The 20,654-nt window shown below is 60.7% G+C and carries 18 protein-coding genes and 1 tRNA gene; 11 read left to right on the top strand and 8 right to left on the bottom strand.

Annotated features, from left to right (window positions below; all coding sequences use genetic code 11):
* Positions 1–11: 11 nt before the first annotated feature.
* The 5 genes from secF to queA all read right to left on the bottom strand — a co-directional run bounded on the left by secF (position 12) and on the right by queA (position 5,411).
* Positions 12–917, bottom strand: a complete 906-nt coding sequence (gene secF, locus ACOCLD_RS07675) for a protein translocase subunit SecF (RefSeq protein WP_392540271.1) — start codon at positions 915–917, stop codon at positions 12–14.
* A 9-nt stretch (positions 918–926) separates the two neighbouring features.
* A complete protein-coding gene (secD, locus tag ACOCLD_RS07670; RefSeq protein ID WP_422911451.1) occupies positions 927–2,795 on the bottom strand; it encodes a protein translocase subunit SecD in 1,869 nt (622 codons plus the stop codon).
* 62 nt (positions 2,796–2,857) lie between these two features.
* Positions 2,858–3,193 (bottom strand): preprotein translocase subunit YajC, encoded by a 336-nt coding sequence (yajC, locus tag ACOCLD_RS07665; protein ID WP_090375534.1) that lies wholly within the window; start codon positions 3,191–3,193, stop codon positions 2,858–2,860.
* Positions 3,194–3,231: 38 nt separating this feature from the next.
* Positions 3,232–4,347, bottom strand: coding sequence for a tRNA guanosine(34) transglycosylase Tgt (tgt, locus tag ACOCLD_RS07660; protein ID WP_178124402.1), 1,116 nt, complete (start codon positions 4,345–4,347; stop codon positions 3,232–3,234).
* Between the two features lie 14 nt (positions 4,348–4,361).
* A complete protein-coding gene (queA, locus tag ACOCLD_RS07655) occupies positions 4,362–5,411 on the bottom strand; it encodes a tRNA preQ1(34) S-adenosylmethionine ribosyltransferase-isomerase QueA (protein WP_422911450.1) in 1,050 nt (349 codons plus the stop codon).
* A gap of 113 nt (positions 5,412–5,524) precedes the next feature.
* Between queA and ACOCLD_RS07650 the strand changes: the two genes are divergently transcribed.
* The 3 genes from ACOCLD_RS07650 to ACOCLD_RS07640 all read left to right on the top strand — a co-directional run bounded on the left by ACOCLD_RS07650 (position 5,525) and on the right by ACOCLD_RS07640 (position 6,844).
* Positions 5,525–5,609, top strand: a tRNA-Leu gene (locus tag ACOCLD_RS07650).
* Between the two features lie 370 nt (positions 5,610–5,979).
* A complete protein-coding gene (locus ACOCLD_RS07645; RefSeq protein ID WP_090248782.1) occupies positions 5,980–6,192 on the top strand; it encodes a cold-shock protein in 213 nt (70 codons plus the stop codon).
* Positions 6,193–6,349: 157 nt separating this feature from the next.
* Complete coding sequence (locus tag ACOCLD_RS07640) at positions 6,350–6,844, top strand: RDD family protein (protein ID WP_422911449.1); 495 nt, start codon at positions 6,350–6,352, stop codon at positions 6,842–6,844.
* Between the two features lie 58 nt (positions 6,845–6,902).
* On the opposite strand, the gene lptG is transcribed toward ACOCLD_RS07640, so the two are convergent.
* Together lptG and lptF are read right to left on the bottom strand one after the other, a co-directional pair.
* The gene (gene lptG, locus ACOCLD_RS07635; RefSeq protein ID WP_422911448.1) at positions 6,903–7,964 is read right to left on the bottom strand and encodes an LPS export ABC transporter permease LptG; all 1,062 of its coding nucleotides are present in this window, start codon (positions 7,962–7,964) and stop codon (positions 6,903–6,905) included.
* Entirely contained in the window at positions 7,957–9,078 is a 1,122-nt protein-coding gene (gene lptF, locus ACOCLD_RS07630) for an LPS export ABC transporter permease LptF (protein WP_422911447.1), read from the bottom strand. The genes lptG and lptF overlap by 8 nt, the downstream gene beginning before the upstream one ends.
* A gap of 143 nt (positions 9,079–9,221) precedes the next feature.
* Between lptF and ACOCLD_RS07625 the strand changes: the two genes are divergently transcribed.
* The 8 genes from ACOCLD_RS07625 (at position 9,222) to rlmF (ending at position 19,213) form a co-directional block, all read left to right on the top strand.
* Entirely contained in the window at positions 9,222–10,712 is a 1,491-nt protein-coding gene (locus tag ACOCLD_RS07625; protein ID WP_422911446.1) for a leucyl aminopeptidase, read from the top strand.
* A 55-nt stretch (positions 10,713–10,767) separates the two neighbouring features.
* Positions 10,768–11,187 carry a DNA polymerase III subunit chi gene (locus ACOCLD_RS07620; RefSeq protein WP_422911445.1) on the top strand — a complete coding sequence of 140 codons (420 nt, stop codon included), beginning with the start codon at positions 10,768–10,770 and terminating at the stop codon, positions 11,185–11,187.
* A 9-nt stretch (positions 11,188–11,196) separates the two neighbouring features.
* Complete coding sequence (locus ACOCLD_RS07615) at positions 11,197–11,595, top strand: DNA polymerase III subunit chi (protein ID WP_422911444.1); 399 nt, start codon at positions 11,197–11,199, stop codon at positions 11,593–11,595.
* Between the two features lie 112 nt (positions 11,596–11,707).
* On the top strand, positions 11,708–14,539 hold the full coding sequence (locus tag ACOCLD_RS07610) for a valine--tRNA ligase (RefSeq protein WP_422911443.1): 2,832 nt from the start codon (positions 11,708–11,710) through the stop codon (positions 14,537–14,539).
* A 174-nt stretch (positions 14,540–14,713) separates the two neighbouring features.
* Positions 14,714–16,177 (top strand): Na+/H+ antiporter NhaC, encoded by a 1,464-nt coding sequence (gene nhaC, locus ACOCLD_RS07605; protein WP_422911442.1) that lies wholly within the window; start codon positions 14,714–14,716, stop codon positions 16,175–16,177.
* Positions 16,178–16,388: 211 nt separating this feature from the next.
* Positions 16,389–17,765, top strand: coding sequence for a sodium:proton antiporter NhaD (gene nhaD, locus ACOCLD_RS07600; protein ID WP_257777273.1), 1,377 nt, complete (start codon positions 16,389–16,391; stop codon positions 17,763–17,765).
* 53 nt (positions 17,766–17,818) lie between these two features.
* Positions 17,819–18,115, top strand: coding sequence for a winged helix-turn-helix domain-containing protein (locus ACOCLD_RS07595; protein WP_422911441.1), 297 nt, complete (start codon positions 17,819–17,821; stop codon positions 18,113–18,115).
* 78 nt (positions 18,116–18,193) lie between these two features.
* Positions 18,194–19,213, top strand: a complete 1,020-nt coding sequence (gene rlmF / locus ACOCLD_RS07590) for a 23S rRNA (adenine(1618)-N(6))-methyltransferase RlmF (RefSeq protein ID WP_422911440.1) — start codon at positions 18,194–18,196, stop codon at positions 19,211–19,213.
* Between the two features lie 136 nt (positions 19,214–19,349).
* On the opposite strand, the gene ACOCLD_RS07585 is transcribed toward rlmF, so the two are convergent.
* The gene (locus ACOCLD_RS07585) at positions 19,350–20,588 is read right to left on the bottom strand and encodes an SLC13 family permease (RefSeq protein WP_422911439.1); all 1,239 of its coding nucleotides are present in this window, start codon (positions 20,586–20,588) and stop codon (positions 19,350–19,352) included.
* Positions 20,589–20,654 lie beyond the last annotated feature (66 nt).

Genomic DNA, 20,654 nt, shown 5'->3' with positions numbered 1-20,654 from the left:
AACGCACAGATTCAGGGGCGCTCATCAACCTCTTCTTCCACCACCGGCGGAATCAGGTCATCGACAGTCAGATCAAGCCACACCAGCACCACGTTGGCGATATAGACCGACGAGTAAGTACCCGCACTTACACCGACAAACAGCGCGACGGAGAAAGCGAACAGGTTGTCACCGGCAAACAGCAGCAACGCAGCAATTGCCAGTAACGTGGAGATCGAAGTCGCCATGGTACGCAACAGGGTCTGCGTGGTGGAAATGTTGATGTTGTCGATCAACGTCGCCTTGCGCAGCACACGGAAGTTTTCGCGCACCCGGTCGAACACCACGATGGTGTCGTTCAGCGAGTAGCCGATGATCGCCAGCAACGCGGCCATCACGGTCAGGTCGAAAGTGATCTGGAAGAACGACAGGATACCGAGGGTGACAATCACGTCGTGGATCAACGAGATAATCGCACCCACACCGAATTTCCACTGAAAGCGGAAAGCCAGGTAGAGCATCACCCCACCCAAGGCCAGCAGCAAACCCAGCCCACCCTGGTCGCGCAGCTCTTCACCTACCTGCGGACCGACGAACTCGACCTTTTTCACCTCAAGCTGCTCGCCAGCCTGACGCAACGCCGCAGCCACTTTATTACCTAACTCAGGGTCATCACCCTGCATGCGCACCACCACATCGGTAGTGGCACCAAAGCTCTGCACCACGGCATCGGCATAGCCGGCACCGGCCAGTTGCGCACGAATATTGCCGAGGTCAGCCGGCTGCTCATAGCTCAGCTCGATCTGCGTGCCGCCAGTAAAGTCCAGCCCCAGGTTCAGCCCCTTGGTAAACAGGCTACCCAGTGCCAGCAGCGTCAGCAGCACGGTGAAGGCGAACGCAATATTGCGCACCCCCATGAAGTTGATCGTACGATTCATCACAGCCCCTTAAATCCACAACTTCTTAAAGTCACGCCCGCCGCACGTCAGGTTGACCATGCAGCGCGTCACCAGAATGGCGGTAAACATCGAGGTGAGAATACCCAGCGACAGGGTCACGGCGAAGCCCTTGACCGGCCCGGTGCCCATGGCGAACAGGATGCCGCCGACCAGCAGGGTGGTCAGGTTGGCGTCGACAATCGCCGAGTAAGCCCGATCAAAACCCTCATGAATGGCCCGCTGGATCGACATGCCATTGGCAATCTCTTCCCGAATACGCGAGAAGATCAGCACGTTGGCGTCCACCGCCATACCCATGGTCAGCACGATACCGGCGATACCTGGCAGGGTCAGGGTGGCGCTGAGCAGCGACATCAGTGCCAGCAGCAGCACCATGTTCAGCCCCAGGGCAATGGTCGCCAGCACACCGAAGAAGCGGTAGATGGCGATGATAAACAGCGACACAAACAGCATCGCCCACAACGAGGCACTGATACCCTTGGCGATGTTGTCAGCACCCAGGCTCGGGCCGATGGTGCGCTCTTCCGCGAAGTACATCGGTGCCGCCAGACCACCAGCGCGCAGCAGCAAAGCCAGCTCAGACGACTCACCCTGGCCATCCAGACCGGTGATACGGAACTGACTACCCAGCGGCGACTGGATGGTGGCCAGGCTGATGATCTTCTTCTCTTCGGTGAAGGTCTGCAGCTCGACTTCCTTCTCGACACCATCAACCACCTGGCGCACGTAGCGGGTGACCGGCTTCTGCTCGATAAAGATCACCGCCATGCTGCGCCCAACATTGTTACGGGTCGCGCGGTTCATCAGGTCACCGCCGCGGCCATCCAGACGGATGTTCACCTGCGGGCTGCCGTTCTCGTCGAAACTGGCCTGGGCATCGGTCACCTGGTCACCGGTGATAATCAGCTCACGCTCCAGTTGCGCTGGCGGACGACCTTCCTGACGAAACTCGAAGCTTTCGGTCGCAGCCTTGGCCGCATCCGGCTCAGCGGCCAGACGGAACTCCAGGTTGGCGGTCTTGCCGAGAATACGCTTGGCTTCGGCGGTGTCCTGCACGCCTGGCAGCTCAACCACAATACGGTTGGCACCCTGACGCTGCACCAACGGCTCAGCTACGCCCAGCTCGTTGACCCGGTTACGCACGGTGGTGAGGTTCTGCTTGATCGAGTATTCGCGTATCTCGATCAGCTTGGCCTGAGTCAGCGCCAGACGCAGCACCTGCTGCTCACTGCGCTGCACGGTGGTCATATCGAAATCGGTAAAGTCTTTGCGAATCAGCTGCTGAGCCTTCTCCAGCGTCGCTTCATCGGCAAAACCCAGCTGAATTGCACCATTGAACTCAGGCAGGCTACGGTAACGCACACGCTCTTTGCGCAGCAGACTCTTGACCTCGCCCTCATAAACCTTGCGACGCGCATCCAGGGCTTTGTCCATGTCCACTTCCATCAGGAAGTGCACACCACCGGACAAGTCCAGGCCCAGCTTCATTGGGCTACCGCCCAGGTTACGCAGCCAGTCTGGCGTGGTTTGCGCCAGGTTGAGGGCCACTACGAATTCATCGCTCAAGGCCTTGCGCACCAGCTCCTTGGCCGGCAACTGGTCTTCAGCATTGTTCAAACGCAGCAAGCCGGCACGACCCTGATTATTCAGGCTGGCGGCTTTTACGCTGATACCGGCCGCTTCCAGAGTACGACTGGCGCGATCCAGATCAGCCTGCTCGACGCGCATGGCGGAGCTGTTGCCACTGATCTGGATCGCCGGATCATCCGGGTACAGATTGGGCAGGGAATAAAGAGCGCCGATTGCCAGCACAGCCAGAATCAGCAGGTATTTCCAGACAGGGAATTTGTTGAGCATGACGCCGCCCGTTATGACGCGGGGCGCATTAAGCGCCCCGTCGAATGGTAAAGGTGTGTTGCTTAGATCGCTTTCAGCGTGCCCTTAGGCAGCGAAGCGGCAATCGCCACTTTCTGAATCTTCAGCTCGACGGTATCGGACACTTCGATTACCACGAAGTCATCGGAGACTTTCGACACCTTGCCAGCAATGCCGCCGCTGGTTACCACTTCGTCACCCTTCTGCAGGCCACCGATCAGATTCTTGTGCTCTTTGGCACGCTTGGCCTGCGGGCGCCAGATCATCAGATAGAAGATGACCAGAAAGCCGACCAGAAACACCCACTCAAAACCACTACCAGCAGGACCGGCAGCCGGTGCGGCGCCTTCAGCGAAAGCAGCGGGGATAAAAAAGCTCATGTAACACTCCTGTTGCAAGGGTCTTCAAAGGTTGGGAATCAATCCAGAGGCGGCGTTGGCAGCCCGCGCTTGGCATAGAAGGCATCGACAAAGGCGGCCAATGTACCCTGTTGAATAGCCTCGCGCAAACCAGCCATAAGCACCTGATAATGCCGTAAGTTGTGGATTGTATTGAGCATGCTACCCAGCATTTCGCCGCATTTATCCAGATGATGCAGATAGGCGCGGGAGAAATGTTTGCAGGTGTAACAGTCGCAGGTCGGATCCAGCGGCGACTCGTCATGCTTATGGAATGCATTGCGGATCTTCAGCACCCCGGTATCGACAAACAGGTGGCCGTTGCGCGCATTGCGAGTCGGCATTACGCAGTCGAACATGTCCACGCCACGACGCACACCTTCGACCAGATCCTCCGGCTTGCCGACGCCCATCAGGTAGCGCGGCTTATCGGCCGGCAACTGCGGCGGCAGGTAATCCAGCACCTTGATCATTTCTTCTTTCGGCTCGCCGACCGACAGGCCGCCAATGGCGTAACCGTCAAAGCCGATCTGCTCCAGACCATCCAGCGAAACCTTGCGCAATTCCTCGTGCATGCCGCCCTGAACGATGCCGAACAGCGCCGCCGTGCTCTCGCCATGCGCCTCTTTCGAGCGCTTGGCCCAGCGCAGCGACAACTCCATCGAGCGCTTGGCCACATCAAACTCAGCCGGATACGGCGTGCACTCGTCGAAAATCATCACGATGTCCGAGCCAAGATCGCGCTGCACCTGCATCGACTCTTCCGGCCCCATAAACACCTTGGCGCCATCCACCGGCGAGGCAAAGTACACGCCCTCCTCCTTGATCTTGCGCATGGCGCCGAGGCTGAACACCTGGAAGCCGCCGGAGTCGGTAAGGATTGGCCCCTGCCATTGCATAAAGTCATGCAGGTCGCCGTGCTTCTTGATCACCTCAGTGCCGGGACGCAGCCACAGGTGGAAGGTATTGCCGAGGATGATCTGCGCACCAATCGCCTCAATATCACGCGGCAGCATGCCCTTGACCGTGCCATAGGTGCCCACTGGCATAAACGCCGGGGTTTCCACCACGCCGCGCGGAAAGGTCAGCCGACCACGGCGCGCCTTGCCCTCGGTCGCCAACAATTCGAAAGACATGCGGCAGGTGCGCGTCATAGCTGTTCCTCTGGCCCGCGCGGTGCGGGGTTGCGGGTGATAAACATGGCATCACCGTAACTGAAAAAACGATATTCACCGGCAATCGCCGCCTGATAGGCCGCCATGGTTTCCGGGTAACCGGCAAACGCCGACACCAGCATCAGCAAGGTCGATTCCGGCAAATGGAAATTGGTCACCAGCGCATCGACCACATGCAGCGGCCGGCCTGGGTAGATAAAGATGTCAGTGTCGCCACTGAAGGCCTTGAGCACACCATCGCGCGCGGCGCTTTCCAGCGAACGCACGCTTGTAGTGCCGACGGCAATCACCCGACCGCCACGCGCACGACAAGCGGCCACGGCATCGACCACATCCTGGCTGACTTCCAGCCATTCGCTGTGCATATGGTGGTCTTCGATGCGCTCGACCCGCACCGGCTGAAAGGTGCCAGCACCGACATGCAGGGTGACGAAAGCCTGCTCAACCCCCTTCTCGGCAATTGCCGCGAGCAACTGCTGATCAAAATGCAGCCCGGCGGTAGGCGCCGCGACAGCGCCGGCGCGGTCGGCATACACCGTCTGGTAGCGCTCGCGGTCGGCCTGCTCATCCGGCCGATCAATATAGGGCGGTAACGGCATATGCCCGACCCGCTCCAGCAGCGGCAGCACTTCTTCGGCAAAGCGCAGCTCGAACAGCGCGTCATGGCGCGCCACCATCTCGGCCTCGCCACCACCGTCAATCAGAATGCTCGAACCCGGCTTCGGCGACTTGCTCGAACGCACGTGAGCCAGCACGCGGTGAGCATCCAGCACGCGCTCGACCAGAATCTCCAGCTTACCGCCCGACGCCTTCTGGCCGAACAGCCGCGCCGGAATCACTCGGGTATTGTTGAACACCATCAGATCGCCAGGGCGCAGGTAATCCAGCAGATCACTGAACTGTTTATGCGCCAGCTCACCCGTCGGCCCATCGAGCACCAGCAAACGGCTGGCACGACGTTCGGCAAGGGGATGGCGGGCAATCAGAGCATCAGGCAGCTCGAAATTGAAGTCGGCAACACGCATGGTCGGAAGGGGGTCGTCTAGCAGGGCGGCAAAGCTTACCGGAAATCGTGCATGCTGACCACGCAAGTGGATTGACCAACCCCAACACCATCCCTATACTGCGCCGCCATTGTGCCCCGGTGGCGGAACCGGTAGACGCGGCGGATTCAAAATCCGTTTTCGAAAGAAGTGGGAGTTCGAGTCTCCCCCGGGGCACCATAGATTCGAAAAAAGGCCTTGATTATCAAGGCCTTTTTTATTGCCCGAAGAAAAACCACGGCAAACTGTATACCCGCCTTCACACCCTCGCACACAGTATTTCAGACGCAGGAAATAGACCAGAGGCAATCACGTAAAAACCAGCCAAAGCCCGGCGTTTTCATGCTTTGGCAGGGGTTGGCATTTGCGCGAAAGTTAGCGTAGAGTCTTCGCACTGTGTTTGCATGGGTCGCCGAAAATCGTGACCTGGTGCAGTAGATCATCGTGATCCGCTACATCCCGCTCGACGTCGCATTACTCCTTGCAACCAGTATCAGCCCCTCATCTTGAGTAGTGGCTGTCATCAACTCTAGTTTCAAGGAAATACAACATGTCGAATCGTCAGAACGGTACCGTCAAGTGGTTTAACGACGAAAAAGGTTTTGGTTTTATCACTCCTGAAAGCGGTCCGGATCTGTTCGTGCACTTCCGCGCGATCCAAGGCAACGGCTTCAAGAGCCTGAAAGAAGGTCAGAAAGTCAGCTTTATCGCCGTGCAGGGCCAAAAAGGCATGCAGGCTGACGAAGTGCAAATCCAGGAGTAATCCTGCCGCTTCGAAGAACCCCTGATGGCAGCATCAGGGGTTTTTTTATGAGCGCGAAAGTCGCTGCAATACCCACCCGCAGGCAAGATACCCCCGACGCCCGCCATACCGTATTGTTTGCCGCCATCCCGCCAGCCGATTGAGTAAAGAGCCGACTATGCCCAACCACCTGCTGCGCCCGCAGGGTGATTTCCCCAGCGCCGGACTGATCCGACGTTTTGCCGCCATGTTCTATGACTTTCTGCTGTGCGTGGCACTGCTGATAGTGGTGACTTTTATCTACAAGCTGATTCTGATGGGCTTCTATGGCGAAGCTCAGCTCAAGCAGATGTCCGATGCTGGCGCACTGGATGGCGACCCACTGCTCTCGACTATGCTGTTTCTCAGCCTGTTCGGCTTCTTCGCCAAGTTCTGGACGCACAACGGCCAGACACTGGGCATGCAGGTCTGGGGCCTGCGCATCCAGAACGCGGACGGTACAGCAATCAGCCTATGGCAAGCACTGCTGCGTTTTCTGGTCGCGATTGGCTCCTGGCTGCTGTGTGGCCTGGGCTTTTTCTGGGTGCTCTGGGACAAAGAGAAACGCAGTTGGCATGACATCTACTCGGAAAGTCAGGTTGTCCAACTGCCGAAAAATATCCACAAGAAGTAGCGAGCGCGCACAAAAACCGGCGCATGCAGCAGTGCATGCGCCGTTTTTTTACATCTGATCAGCCCGCTCGACGCAGCAACCAGACACCCGCCAAGGCACAGATACCAGCCGGAATCAGCACCGCCAAGAGCGGGGAGAAACCGAACACCAGGCTCGAGGGACCGAGCAGGTCTTGAGCAATGCGGAACACAAAACCGACCAGCACCCCGGTAAATACACGCTGACCAAGGGTCACCGAGCGCAATGGCCCGAAGATAAAGGAAATGGCCATCAGCACCAGAGCAGCTGTCACCAGCGGCTGCAACACCTTGGTCCAGAACGACAGCCAGTACTGACTGTTATTCAACCCCTGCTCGGCCAGATAGTGAATGTAATTCCACAGCCCAGTAATCGACAGCGCATCAGGGGCCAACACCACGGTACCCAGAAGTTGCGGCGTCAGTTCAACATCCCAGCGCTCCCGCTCCTGCCGGACGACTTCACTGCTGCGCTCATGAAAATGCGTAGTGGCCACGTCTTCCAGCTGCCAATAACCACCTTCGTACTGAGCGCGCCGCGCAAAGCTGGAGGACAGCATGCGCTTGTGCTCATCAAACCGATAACGGGTCACGCCGAACAGCACACCATTGGGCTGCACAGCATTGATGTGCACATATTCCTGCCCCTGGCGATGCCACAGGCCGCGCTTGGCTGTTTGCGCCTCGCCTGCGCCCTGCGCCATGGCACGACTGGCCTGGGCCTGATTTTCGGTATAAGGCGCGAGGTACTCACCGATCAGCACGCCAGCCAGCATCAGCACCATCATGGGCTTCATCACCGCCCAGACAATCCGACCGATCGACACCCCGGCCGCCCGCATGATGGTCAGCTCACTGTTGCTGGCCAGCGAACCCAGCCCGATCAGACAACCAATCAGCGCCGCCATCGGCAGCATTTCATACAGACGGCGCGGCGCAGTCAGCAGCACATACCACAGCGCATCAAGCAGGCTATAGCCCCCTTCGACGTCGCCCAATTCATCAATAAAAGCAAACAGCAGGGCCAGCCCAACAATAATGCCCAGCACCCCGAGAATGGCGACAAACACCTGCGCGCCGATGTAGCGATCCAACTTAACCACGGGCCACCTCCTGCGCGGCACGGCGAGCAGCCCAACGCAAGCGCAACGGCTCCCAATACAGCAGCAACAGCCCAATCAACACAAACACCCCATGCACCCACCACAGACCAAGTAGCGCTGGAATTTTCCCGCTATCCAGAGCGCCACGCGCTGCGATCAGCAACGCCAAATACGCCATGTACAGCAGAATGGCCGGCAGTAATTTGAGAAACCGTCCCTGCCGCGGATTAACCCGTGACAGCGGCACAGCCAGCAAGGTGACCACAAAAACCAGAATGGGAATGGACAGACGCCATTGCAGCTCAGACTTCAAACGCGACTGATCACTGCCAATCAACTCACGGGTCGGAATGGCTTCGCGGTCCGTGACATCGGTAGCCACCTCGGGCTTGGGCAGCAGCACCCCATAGGTTTCGTACTTGATGGCACGGTAATCCGCCTGACCGGGGTTACCGTCATAGCGATAGCCGTTTTCCAGAATCAAGTAACGACTGCCGTCCGGCTGAATTTCCTGATGGCCTGACTCAGCCACGAGCACAGAAATTCCGCGCTCTTTGTCGCCTTTACTCGAGAGTTGTTTCTCGGAAATGAACACGCCACCCAAGGAGCCACGATCCTCGGACAACTCCTCGGTATAAGTCACTCTTGCGCCATTTTTCATCGACTGGAAACGCCCGGGCACCAGGGTATCCAGTTCAGTCATAGCGCTTTGCTGGTTGAGAATCCGTGCCACATGCTCAACGCCCTGCGGCGCCAATCCCAGGCTCAACCAGCCAGCCAACAGAGCAATAATCGCAGCAGGTGCCAGGCTGTAGGCGAACAGACGCTGCTGGCTCATACCAGTGGCTGACAGCACAGTCATCTCACTGTCGAGGTACATCCGCCCGTAGGCCAGGAGAATGCCGAGAAACAGTCCCAGCGGCAAAATCAGCTGCAGAAAGCCGGGAATTCGATAGGCCATGATCAGCAGCAGCACCCCAGGATCGAGCAGACCCTGCGCCGCCTGGGCCAGATAACGGATAAAACGGCCACTCATAATGATGACCAACAGCACCGCGCTCACGGCACTCAGGGTCAACAACACTTCACGGGACAGATAACGGAAGACGATCAAACCAGACACTCCAGGGTTGTCAGGCTCAGGCGGCTACGATCAAACTAGCCGCACTGCTTGCCGGCTCGCCCAACTGGCGAACCATCGAAAAATAGCCGGCATTATCCTGCAATAGTGACGCCTTGTCTTGGGGACACCACGTAATGGAATTTATTGTTAAAAGCGCCCGCCCAGAAACACTAAAAACCGCCACCCTGGTTATCCCTGTTGCTGAGGGCAAAAAACTCGGCGAAACCGCCAAGGCCATCGACACCGCCAGCGCTGGCGCGATCAGCGCCCTGCTCAAGCGCGGCGACCTGGCCGGCAAGGTCGGTCAGACCCTGCTGGTACACAACCTGCCGAACCTGAAAGCCGAACGCGTGCTGCTGGTCGGCACCGGTAAAGACAGCGAACTGTCTGACCGCCAACTGCGCAAATTGATCACAGCCGTTTACAGCAGCCTGAAAAACCTCGGCGGCAGCGACGCAGTACTCGCGCTCGACGAGCTGCAGGTCAAAGGCCGCGACGCCTACGGCAAAACCCGCCTGATGGTGGAAAGCCTGGCCGATGCTGGCTACTGCTTCGACCGTTTCAAAAGCCAGAAGGCCGAAGCCGGCGCGCTGAAAAAGCTCACCCTGCTGACTGAGAAAGCCTGCCTGGCCGATGCCGAGCGCGCCAGTACGCACGCCCAAGCGATTGCCGCCGGCATGGCCTTTACCAAGGACCTCGGCAACCTGCCGCCGAATCTCTGCCACCCGAGCTATCTCGCTGAAGAAGCGAAGAACCTGGGCAAGGCCTACAAAAATCTGAAAGTCGAAATCCTTGATGAGAAAAAACTCAAGGAACTCGGCGCAGGCGCCTTCCTTGCCGTGGCCCAGGGCAGCGACCAGCCGCCACGCATGATCGTCATGCACTACCAGGGCGGCAAGAAAACCGAGAAGCCCTACGCCCTGGTCGGCAAAGGCATCACCTTCGACACCGGCGGCATCAGCATCAAGCCAGCCGCTGGCATGGATGAAATGAAGTACGACATGTGCGGTGCGGCCAGCGTATTCGGCACCCTTAAAGCCGTACTGGAACTGCAACTGCCAATCAACCTGGTGTGCCTGCTGGCCTGTGCCGAGAACATGCCGAGTGGCGGCGCGACTCGCCCCGGCGACATCGTCACCACCATGAGCGGGCAGACCGTGGAAATCCTCAACACCGACGCCGAAGGCCGTCTGGTGCTGTGCGACACCCTGACCTACGCCGAGCGCTTCAAGCCGCAAGCAGTCATCGACATCGCTACCCTCACCGGCGCCTGCATCGTCGCCCTGGGCAGCAATGTCTCTGGCCTGATGGGCAATAACGACGAACTGGTGCAGCAGATTCTCGGTGCCGGCCTGAGCGCCGACGACCGCGCCTGGCAGCTGCCGCTGTATGACGAGTACCAGGAACAGCTGGATAGCCCGTTTGCCGACATCGCCAATATCGGCGGGCCGAAAGCTGGCACCATCACCGCGGGCTGCTTCCTCTCGCGCTTTGCCAAGAACTTCCGCTGGGCGCACCTGGATATCGCCGGTACGGCCTGGATCAGCGGCGGTAAAGACAAAGGCGCAACCGGTCGTCCGGTGCCAATGCTGACCCAATACCTGCTGGATCGCGCCAAGGCCTGACCACCCTGTAGCCCGGACTGCATCCGGGCTACACCTTTCCATACGCGGAATCGCAATGCCCCGAATAGAGTTTTACGTCCTTTCTTCCGCCATCCCGGCCGACCGCCTGCGTGCGGCCTGCCAGTTGGCGATGAAAGCCTGGCGCGCCGGCCTGCCGGTGTTTCTGCGCGGCAGCAATGCAGCGCAGTGCAGCGAGGTGGATGAACTGCTGTGGCGCTTCAAAGCGGAAAGCTTTGTGCCGCACAGCCTCTACGAAGAAGACGCCCAAGCCCCAGTGGTCATTGGCCTGGATGAGGAACCTGCACGCGCGCAGGGCGTGCTGATTAACCTGGGCAGCACGCTGTCACCGCAAGTCGAGCACTTCAGTCGGGTGATTGAAATCGTCAACCAGGAACTCGATCTGCTGACCGCCTGCCGGGAGAATTTCCGCAGCTACCGGCAACGCGGGTATGATCCCAAACGAGTCGAACTCTAGTTGCACACCATGGACACCCCAAAACCGCCGCAAAAACCCGCTCAACTGCTGAACGACCTGGAGTCGATCCGCCAACTGCTGGGCGATGAAAACCTCGAACCACCGCTGCTGATAGATTCGCTCGACCCAGACAGCATCCCCCTGCTTTCAGAGATCGTCACCCCGCCGCCCTTGGCCGCCGCACCAGCACCTGCGCCCAAGCCAGCGATTGCGCAAACCCTGCGTGAAACTGTCAGCCAGAGCGTTAGCCGCGACAGCGAACTGAACCGCCTAGACAGCGAACTGCGCGCCGCCGCCCAGCTGATTCTGCAGGATGTGATCGACGATTTCGTACCGCAGATCGAGGCCGAACTGAAACGCCGCCTGGATGCGCGCCTAAGTCGCCTACTACCTCCGCGCCGACCGTAACCACGCGGACACCCATCAGTCAGCCACACAACGCGCGCCCTTACGCCTGACCAGCCTTCCCCGCTATACTTGCCGGCTTTTCCGTCTAGCCGTCATAAGGGTCCCGCCGCGCATGGACAAGACCTACCAGCCGCACGCCATTGAAACCGCCCTGTACCAGAACTGGGAGGCGAACAACTACTTCGCCCCGCAAGGTTCCGGCGAGCCCTACACCATCATGATCCCGCCGCCGAACGTCACCGGCAGCCTGCACATGGGCCACGGCTTCAACAACTCGATCATGGACTGTCTGATCCGCTTCCGCCGCATGCAGGGCCGCAACACCCTGTGGCAGCCGGGCACCGACCACGCGGGCATCGCCACCCAGATGGTGGTCGAGCGCCAGCTGGCCGCCGAGGGCATTGGCCGCCACGACCTGGGTCGCGAGAAGTTCCTGGAGAAGGTCTGGGAGTGGAAGGAACAGTCCGGCGGTACCATCACCCGGCAGATCCGCCGCCTGGGCTCCTCGGTGGACTGGTCGCGCGAGCGCTTCACCATGGACGAAGGCCTGTCCGAAGCGGTGAAGGAAGCCTTTGTGCGCCTGCACCAGGACGGTCTGATCTACCGCGGCAAGCGCCTGGTCAACTGGGATACCAAGTTCCACACCGCGATTTCCGACCTCGAAGTGGAAAACCACGACGAGAAGGGCCACCTGTGGAACCTGCGTTACCCCCTGGCCGACGGCAAGAAGACCGCCGAGGGCCTGGACTACCTGATCGTCGCCACCACCCGCCCGGAAACCATGCTCGGCGACTCCGCCGTGGCCGTGCACCCGGAAGACGAGCGCTACAAGGCGCTGATCGGCAGCTACATCGAGCTGCCGCTGGTGGGTCGCCGCATCCCGATCATCGCCGACGACTACTGCGATCCCGAGTTCGGCACCGGCTGCGTGAAGATCACCCCGGCCCACGACTTCAACGACTATGAAGTCGGCAAGCGCCACAACCTGCCGCTGATCAACATCTTCGACAAGGACGCCCAGGTGCTCGCCAAGGCCCAGGTGTTCAACATCGACGGCAGCGTCAACAGCGAAATCGACGGCAGCCTGCCGGCCGAATACGCCGGCCTCGACCGCTTCGTCGCGCGCAAGCAGATCGTTGCTGCCTTCGAAGCCGCCGGCCTACTGGAAAGCATCGACGACCACGCCCTGAAAGTGCCGAAAGGCGACCGCTCTGGCACCGTCATCGAGCCGTGGCTGACCGACCAGTGGTACGTCTCCACCAAACCGCTGGCCGAAAAAGCCATCGCCGTGGTCGAGAGCGGCGAGATTCAGTTCGTGCCCAAGCAGTACGAGAACATGTACTTCAGCTGGATGCGCGACATCCAGGACTGGTGCATCAGCCGTCAGCTGTGGTGGGGCCACCGCATCCCGGCCTGGTACGACGATGCCGGCAACGTCTACGTCGGCCGTGACGAGGCGGAAGTACGCGCCAAGCACAACCTCGGCGATGCCAACCTGCGCCAGGACGAAGACGTGCTGGACACCTGGTTCAGCTCCGGCCTGTGGACCTTCTCCACCCTCGGCTGGCCGCAGCAGACCGACTTCCTCAAGACCTTCCACCCTACCGACGTGCTGGTCACCGGCTTCGACATCATCTTCTTCTGGGTCGCCCGGATGATCATGCTGTCCACCCACCTGACCGGGCAGATCCCGTTCAAGACCGTGTACGTGCACGGCCTGGTGCGCGACGGCCAGGGCCAGAAGATGTCCAAGTCCAAGGGCAACGTGCTCGACCCGCTGGACATCGTCGACGGCATCGAACTGGACGCCCTGCTGGAGAAACGCACCAGCGGCATGATGCAGCCCAAGCTGGCCGAGAAGATCGCCAAGCAGACCCGCGCCGAGTTCCCCGAAGGCATTGCCGCCTACGGCACCGACGCCCTGCGCTTCACCAACCTGGCGCTGGCCTCCACCGGTCGCGACATCAAGTTCGACATGGGCCGCGTCGAGGGCTACCGCAACTTCTGCAACAAGCTGTGGAACGCCGCCAACTTCGTCATCGAGAACACCGATGGCCAGGACACCGGCATCAATGGCGAGGCGGTCGATCTCTCCCCTGTAGATCGCTGGATCATATCCGCCCTGCAGCGCTGTGAGCAGGACGTCACCCGCCACCTCGACGCCTTCCGCTTCGACCTGGCGGCGCAAGCGCTGTACGAGTTTATCTGGGACGAGTACTGCGCCTGGTATCTGGAGCTGGTCAAACCGGTGCTGTGGGACGAAAACGCTCCGATCGAGCGCCAACGCGGCACTCGCCGTACCCTGGTGCGCGTGCTGGAAGTGATCCTGCGCCTGGCTCACCCGTTCATGCCCTTTATCACCGAAGAAATCTGGCAGCGCATCAAGGGCCAGGCAGGCAAGGATGGCGCCACCCTTATGCTGCAGCCCTGGCCGGTAGCAGCCGAGGAGCGAATCGACGCCGCTGCCGAAGGCGACATCGAGTGGGTCAAGCAGCTGATGCTCGGCGTACGCCAGATCCGCGGCGAGATGAAAATCTCCATGGCCAAGCGCATCGACATCATCGTCGCCAACGCCAGTGCCGAAGACCTGCGCCGCCTGGCCGACTTCGAGCCGCTGCTGAACAAGCTGGCCAAGCTGGAATCGGTGCGCGTGCTGGAAGCCTCCGAAGAAGCGCCGATGTCTGCCACCGCTCTGGTCGGCGAGATGCAGGTACTGGTGCCGATGGCCGGCCTGATCGACAAGGACGCCGAACTGGCGCGTCTGGACAAGGAAATCCAGCGCCTGCAAGGCGAAGTGCAGCGCGTTGGCGGCAAGCTCGCCAACGAAGGCTTCGTCGCCAAGGCGCCGGCTGAAGTGCTCGATAAAGAGCGCGCCAAGCTGGCCGAAGCCGAGCAAGCCCTGAGCAAGATGGTTGAGCAGCGCGGCAAAATCGCCGCGCTCTGATACCCCCGCAACACCCGCAGCCCGCGCCCTTACCGGCGCGGGTTTCGTTTTTTGTAGGAGGGGCTTTCGGCTCTGGCGTCCTGCTTCGCTCTACCTCCTGCATCCATGCAGTCGTAGCCGCGACTGTCGCCGCTGAAGCGACTCCCACGGTTCACCTGATCGACCGGTACACCCATGACTGATACACGCTCCCCTTCCCTGCTCGATGCCCTGCTGCCGATTGGCGTGCTGGTGCTGCTGCTGGGCCTTTCCGTTTACCTGTATGGCGACAGCTCCTCCAGCGGGCCGAACCAGATCGCGCTGATGAGCGCGGCCTTTGTCGCCGGCCTGGTCGGCCTGAAAAATGGCCTGCAGTGGGCGCAGATCGAGGAAGGCATCCTTGCCGGCATCCATATGGCGATGAAGGCCAATCTGATTCTGCTGGCGGTCGGCGCGCTGATCGGCACCTGGATTCTTGCCGGCACCGTGCCGACCATGATCTGGCTCGGCCTCAAGCTGATTTCGGCGGAGTACTTCTACGTCACCAGCTGCCTGATCTGCGCCCTCACCGCACTGTCCATCGGCAGCTCATGGACGGTGGCCGGCACCCTGGGCATCGGCCTGATGGGCGTGGCCGCCGGTTTGGGCCTGGATCCGGCGATTACCGCCGGGGCGATCATTTCCGGTGCCTACTTTGGCGACAAACTCTCGCCGCTGTCAGACACCACCAACCTGGCCCCAGCTGCAGCCGGGGCGGACCTGTTTGCGCATATCCGTCTGATGCTGCGTACCACGGTGCCGGCCTTGTTGATTGCCCTGGTGATTTTCTTCGCCCTCGGCCAGCAAGCCAGTGCCAGCCATGACACCGCGCGCATCGCCGAGGTGCTGCAGGCGCTGGAAGCGCAGTTCAGCCTGGGCTGGCACCTGCTACTGCCAGTAGCCCTGCTGCTGTTTCTCGCGGTGCGCCAGTGGGCAGCCTTTCCAGCGGTGTTTGTCGCGGCGCTGCTCGGCGGTGTGTTTGCCGTGGTGTTTCAGCCCGAGGTGATGGCGCGCTTGGCCGATCCGGCGGCCGGCAGCCTGGCGCCGCTGAAAACCGTGTGGACGGCGCTGTTCGCCGGTTATGAATCCAGCAGCGGCAATCCGGCACTGGACGGCCTGCTGTCCAAGGGCGGCATGGCCAGCATGCTCACCACCGTATGGCTGATCATCTGCGCCATGTGCTTTGGCGGTGTGCTGGAAAAACTCGGCCTGCTGCAACGTCTGCTGCAAAGCACCCTGCACCTGGCAAAAAGCACCAGCAGCCTGATCGCGAGCACCATTGCCACCACCATTGGCACCAACATCATCACCGCCGACCAGTACATCGCCCTGGTCCTGCCGGGCCGCATGTACCGCGCCGAGTATGAAAAACGCGGGCTGGCACCGATCAACCTGTCGCGCGCCCTGGAAGACGGCGGCACCCTGACCTCGGTACTGGTGCCGTGGAACACCTGCGGCGCCTACATGGCCGCCACTCTGGGGGTGGCGACCCTGAGTTACCTGCCGTACTGCTTCTTCAACTTGTTGATGCCGCTATTGGCCATCACCCTGGCCTTTATCTTCCCGCCGCAGGCCATCATGCCTGCCCAGGCCGAACGCGACGACCTGTCGCAGGCCTGAGTCAAAACCCGCCCGCGACTGCGTATCCCGCGCAGTTCGGGCGCGTCAGCGCTAACCCACCAGTCAGAAAACGTCTGCGCAGGTCGCAGGCCGGCTCGCTGGCGATAAATACCCTCCCAATTTCCGAGCATTTCAGGCATCTTCGTTGACGCATCAAAAGCCTCCGGCACCTCTAATTCAATAAAAAAGCCCTGCAAATGGAATTCTGACCATGTATGCGTTGATGGCATTGATCTTCGTCCTCGGTTACCTGTGCATCGCCCTCGAACACCCGCTGAAAATCGATAAAGCCGCGTCGGCCATCCTCACCGCAGTGATCTGCTGGACCTTGCTGGTACTCGGCGCGGACAGCATTCTGCCGCTGATCGGCGCCGCCACCGCCGGCGCCAGTGGTAATGACCATCACGTCACCGAAGAGCTGCGCCATCATCTGGGGGAAATCTCCGAGATTCTGTTCTTCCTGATGGGCGCCATGACCATCGTCGAGCTGATCGATGCTCATGAAGGTTTCAAGGTCATCACCGACCGCATCCGCACCAACAAGCGCGTCACCCTGCTCTGGGTGGTGGCGCTGATCACCTTCTTCCTCTCGGCCGTGCTGGACAACCTGACCACCACCATCGTCATGGTTTCGCTGCTGCGCAAACTGGTGGCGGATCAGAAAGAGCGCTGGTTCTACGTCGGTATCGTGGTCATCGCCGCCAACGCCGGCGGCGCCTGGTCGCCAATTGGTGACGTGACCACCACCATGCTGTGGATCGGTAACCAGGTCACCACCAGCAGCATCATCGTCAATCTGTTTATCCCCAGCGTGGTCTGCCTGCTGGTGCCGCTGCTGGTGCTGAGCATGACCATGAAGGGCGAAATCCAGCGTCCTCAGCTCAGCGAGTCGGATGAAGAACGCCGCGACCCGACCACAGCGTTCGAACGCAATCTGGTGTTTGCCCTGGGCATCGGCGCTCTGGTGTTCGTGCCGGTATTCAAGACCGTGACCCACCTGCCGCCCTATATGGGCATCCTCTTCGGCCTCGGTGTGCTCTGGGTGGTGACCGAGGTGATTCACCGCGGCAAGAACGATGAAGACAAACACCCGCTGTCGGTGGTTGGCGTGCTGCGGCGCATCGACACCACCAGCGTACTGTTCTTCCTCGGCATCCTGCTGGCGGTCTCCAGCCTGGCCACCGCTGGCCACCTGACCCAGGTTGCCGTCGCGCTGCGTGAAAGTCTGGGCAATGTGTATGCGATCAATATCGCCATCGGCTTGCTGTCATCGGTGGTCGATAACGTACCGCTGGTAGCCGGCGCCATGAAGATGTACCCACTGGTCACCCCAGAGGCGCTGGCACTGGCCGGTGCCGACACCGCATGGCTGAGCAACTTCCAGGTCAACGGCACCTTCTGGGAAATGCTTGCTTACTGCGCAGGCACCGGCGGCAGCTGTTTGATCATTGGCTCCGCTGCAGGGGTGGCGGCGATGGGCATGGAGAAGATCAACTTTATCTGGTACCTGAAGAAGATCAGTCTGCTGGCCTTCCTCGGCTACATTTCCGGGGCCGCCACCTATATCGCGATGGCTTCCCTGAGCTGACCCTCAATCAAACCGTGCGCTCCGGCGCACGGCACCACGCCAGGTACCCGCCCATGGATGTCAGCAAAACCCGCAGCAGCTTCTACCGCCGCCTGTACGTGGCCTGGCTGATCGACAGCGGCACCGCCACCAACGTACCCGCCTTGATGGATGCCACCGGCATGCCCCGGCGCACCGCCCAGGACACCCTGAACGCCCTGGCCGAGTTGGATATCGACTGCGCCTTCACCCAGCAAAGCGGTGAGCGCAATAATGCTGGGCACTATGAAATCCGTGACTGGGGCGCGATCAATCCGCAGTGGATTGCCGCCAACCTGGCTCAGATCAAGGCCGTGCTTGGCTACCCCTGAACCGGCTGCCGGCGTTTTATCGCGGGCGAGGAGCAAGTGTGGGAAAATCTCGCGCCCCGAGCCTTAGACCCGCCTGCCATGTCCTTGCCGCCGAAACGTCCCAACCGCAAACCCAGCCCTGCGCCTGGCAAACCTGCTGCAGGCAAGCCTGATGCAGCCAAGGGCCAGCTGCACCCGCGCAACAAGCACCAGGGCCGTTACGACTTTCCCGCACTGATCAAGGCCAGCCCGGAGCTGGCGGCCTTTGTGATCATCAACCCCTATGGCAATGAGAGCATCGACTTCGCCAACCCGGCGGCGGTCAAGGTGTTCAATCACGCGCTGCTCAAGCAGTTCTATGGCATCACGCATTGGGATATTCCGGCGGATTACCTGTGCCCGCCAATTCCGGGGCGTGCCGATTACCTGCATTACCTGGCCGACCTGTTGGCAGCCAGCAACGGTGGCGAGATCCCGCGCGGGGCCAGGGTGCGTGCGCTGGATATTGGCGTGGGGGCGAACTGCATCTACCCGCTGCTGGGTCACCGCGAATATGCCTGGCAGTTTCTCGGCGCGGACATTGCCGCCAGCGCCATCGCCTCGGCCAAAACCATCGTGCAGTCCAACCCAGGCTTGAGCGAAGCGATTGAGTTGCGCCGGCAGCGCGAAAGCGCGCATATCTTTCAGGGCTTGCTGCATGCCGATGAGCGTTTCGATCTGACCCTGTGTAATCCACCCTTCCACGCCAGTGCGGAAGAAGCCAGTAGCGGCAGCAAACGCAAATGGCGCAACCTCGGCAAACTCGACCCCAAGCGCAAACTACCGGTGCTGAACTTCGGCGGTCAGGCGGCAGAGCTGTGGTGCAAGGGCGGTGAAGCGGCGTTTGTCAGCCAGCTCATCAAGGAGAGTGTCGAGGTCGGCCAGCAGGTGCTGTGGTTTAGCAGCCTGATCTCCAAAGCCGGCAACCTGCCGGGCGTTTACAGCGCACTGCAAAAGGCCGGCGCGCTGCAGGTACAAACCGTGGAAATGGCCCAAGGCCAGAAGCAGAGCCGCTTTGTTGCCTGGACCTTTCAGACGCCGGAGCAGCAGCAAGCCTGGCGCAACGCCCGCTGGTCGTAGGCTGGCTACGCGATGAAACGGCGAATGTAGGTTGGGTTGAGGAGCCACGCGACGAAGCCCAACCGGGTATGCCGCTATACGTTGGGCTTCGCTGCGCTCAACGCCAACCTACCCACTGCACGCAAAACGTCATCACCTACCAGCTCAGCCAGCCGCCCAACGCCAGCCATAGCCCGGCCACGCCCATGCTAAGCAAGGTCACCGGCACGCCGCTGCGGGCAAAATCAACAAAACCCAGCGGCACGCCCTGCCGCCGCGCGCTTTCGGCAACGATCAGATTGACCACGCTGCCGATCAGCAGCAGGTTGCCGGCCAGCGTCGACATGATCGCCAGGCCCACCAGCAAAGACTCGCTGGCCTCCGGCAATACGCCCAGCAGCAACATCACATAAGGCACATTGCCGATCAAGTTGCCGGCCAGCAGCGACAGGCTCGCCAGGGTGATCACCCCGTGCGGCAGCAAACCCAGATCTGCCAACTGGCTGGCCGCAGCCGACACCTGCGGCAGGCCCATTGCCGCACCAGTGACCACAAACAGCCCGGCAAACAGCAGCAGCAGGTTCCAGTCGACCTTCTGCACATAGTCGCGGCTGTCCACCCGCCGCGACACCATCACCAGCACCGCGATCAACAGCGCGGAAATTTCGCGCGGCATACTGGTGGAAAACAGCCCGAGTAACACCAGGCTAGCCAGCAAGGGTTTGAGATAACTGCGTACACCGTAAATATGCTGCACCGGAGTCTCTGCCTGTACCGCCGGCTTGGCCGTGCCCCAGCGCTTGCGCCATTGCAGCCAGATCACCGCGTAGGTAATGGCCAATGCCGCCAGCGCGGGCGGGCCGGCGATAAAGGTGTAGGACCAGAAATCCAGGCCACCGGCTTGGCCGATCAGAATGTTCTGCGGGTTGCCGATCAGGCTGGCGGATGAGCCGGCATTGCACGAAAGCGCCAACGCCAGGAGAAACGGCCGTGGATCAAGGCCACGGGCCAGCAGGCTATGGCACAACAGCGGGGTCAGGGCGAAGGCAACGATGTCGTTGACCAGCAACGCTGACAGCACACCGCCCAACCCCACCACCCCCAGCAGCAACAGCGCCGGCTGCTCGGCATAGTGGCTGAGTTGCTGGTTAAGCCAGGCGTACACCCCGGAGAAGTCGAACTGCGCACTGATCAGCATCAGCGCCAGCAACAGCAGCAGTGCTCCGGCATCCAGATGGCTGGCCGCCTCGGCTGGAGATTGCGCGCCGCTAACCAGCAGCAACACGGCCGCGCAGCCGGCAATCCAGCTGCGATCAACGCGCAGGCCACGGATGCCCCCTGCGGCCATGCCCAGGTAGGTCAAGACAAACAGAATCGAAACGACCCAGACGGTCATGTGCAGCCATCCCCCCATACCTGCGCGATTGCGCTGCAGCACTCTAAAGGGGTGAACGCCTGCGGG

Source organism: Pseudomonas cimarronensis (assembly GCF_049331905.1).
GTDB lineage: Bacteria > Pseudomonadota > Gammaproteobacteria > Pseudomonadales > Pseudomonadaceae > Aquipseudomonas.
The sequence above is the reverse complement of the archived record's forward strand: the minus strand, read 5'-3'. Positions and strand labels throughout refer to the sequence as shown.

What these genes read in the sequence shown, in the direction of transcription:
- secF (WP_392540271.1), bottom strand. Translation starts at nt 917, where the DNA reads ATGAATCGTACGATCAACTTCATGGGGGTGCGCAATATTGCGTTCGCC.
- secD (WP_422911451.1), bottom strand. Translation starts at nt 2,795, where the DNA reads ATGCTCAACAAATTCCCTGTCTGGAAATACCTGCTGATTCTGGCTGTG.
- yajC (WP_090375534.1), bottom strand. Translation starts at nt 3,193, where the DNA reads ATGAGCTTTTTTATCCCCGCTGCTTTCGCTGAAGGCGCCGCACCGGCT.
- tgt (WP_178124402.1), bottom strand. Translation starts at nt 4,347, where the DNA reads ATGTCTTTCGAATTGTTGGCGACCGAGGGCAAGGCGCGCCGTGGTCGG.
- queA (WP_422911450.1), bottom strand. Translation starts at nt 5,411, where the DNA reads ATGCGTGTTGCCGACTTCAATTTCGAGCTGCCTGATGCTCTGATTGCC.
- ACOCLD_RS07645 (WP_090248782.1), top strand. Translation starts at nt 5,980, where the DNA reads ATGTCGAATCGTCAGAACGGTACCGTCAAGTGGTTTAACGACGAAAAA.
- ACOCLD_RS07640 (WP_422911449.1), top strand. Translation starts at nt 6,350, where the DNA reads ATGCCCAACCACCTGCTGCGCCCGCAGGGTGATTTCCCCAGCGCCGGA.
- ACOCLD_RS07625 (WP_422911446.1), top strand. Translation starts at nt 9,222, where the DNA reads ATGGAATTTATTGTTAAAAGCGCCCGCCCAGAAACACTAAAAACCGCC.
- ACOCLD_RS07620 (WP_422911445.1), top strand. Translation starts at nt 10,768, where the DNA reads ATGCCCCGAATAGAGTTTTACGTCCTTTCTTCCGCCATCCCGGCCGAC.
- ACOCLD_RS07615 (WP_422911444.1), top strand. Translation starts at nt 11,197, where the DNA reads ATGGACACCCCAAAACCGCCGCAAAAACCCGCTCAACTGCTGAACGAC.
- ACOCLD_RS07610 (WP_422911443.1), top strand. Translation starts at nt 11,708, where the DNA reads ATGGACAAGACCTACCAGCCGCACGCCATTGAAACCGCCCTGTACCAG.
- nhaC (WP_422911442.1), top strand. Translation starts at nt 14,714, where the DNA reads ATGACTGATACACGCTCCCCTTCCCTGCTCGATGCCCTGCTGCCGATT.
- nhaD (WP_257777273.1), top strand. Translation starts at nt 16,389, where the DNA reads ATGTATGCGTTGATGGCATTGATCTTCGTCCTCGGTTACCTGTGCATC.
- ACOCLD_RS07595 (WP_422911441.1), top strand. Translation starts at nt 17,819, where the DNA reads ATGGATGTCAGCAAAACCCGCAGCAGCTTCTACCGCCGCCTGTACGTG.
- rlmF (WP_422911440.1), top strand. Translation starts at nt 18,194, where the DNA reads ATGTCCTTGCCGCCGAAACGTCCCAACCGCAAACCCAGCCCTGCGCCT.
- ACOCLD_RS07585 (WP_422911439.1), bottom strand. Translation starts at nt 20,588, where the DNA reads ATGACCGTCTGGGTCGTTTCGATTCTGTTTGTCTTGACCTACCTGGGC.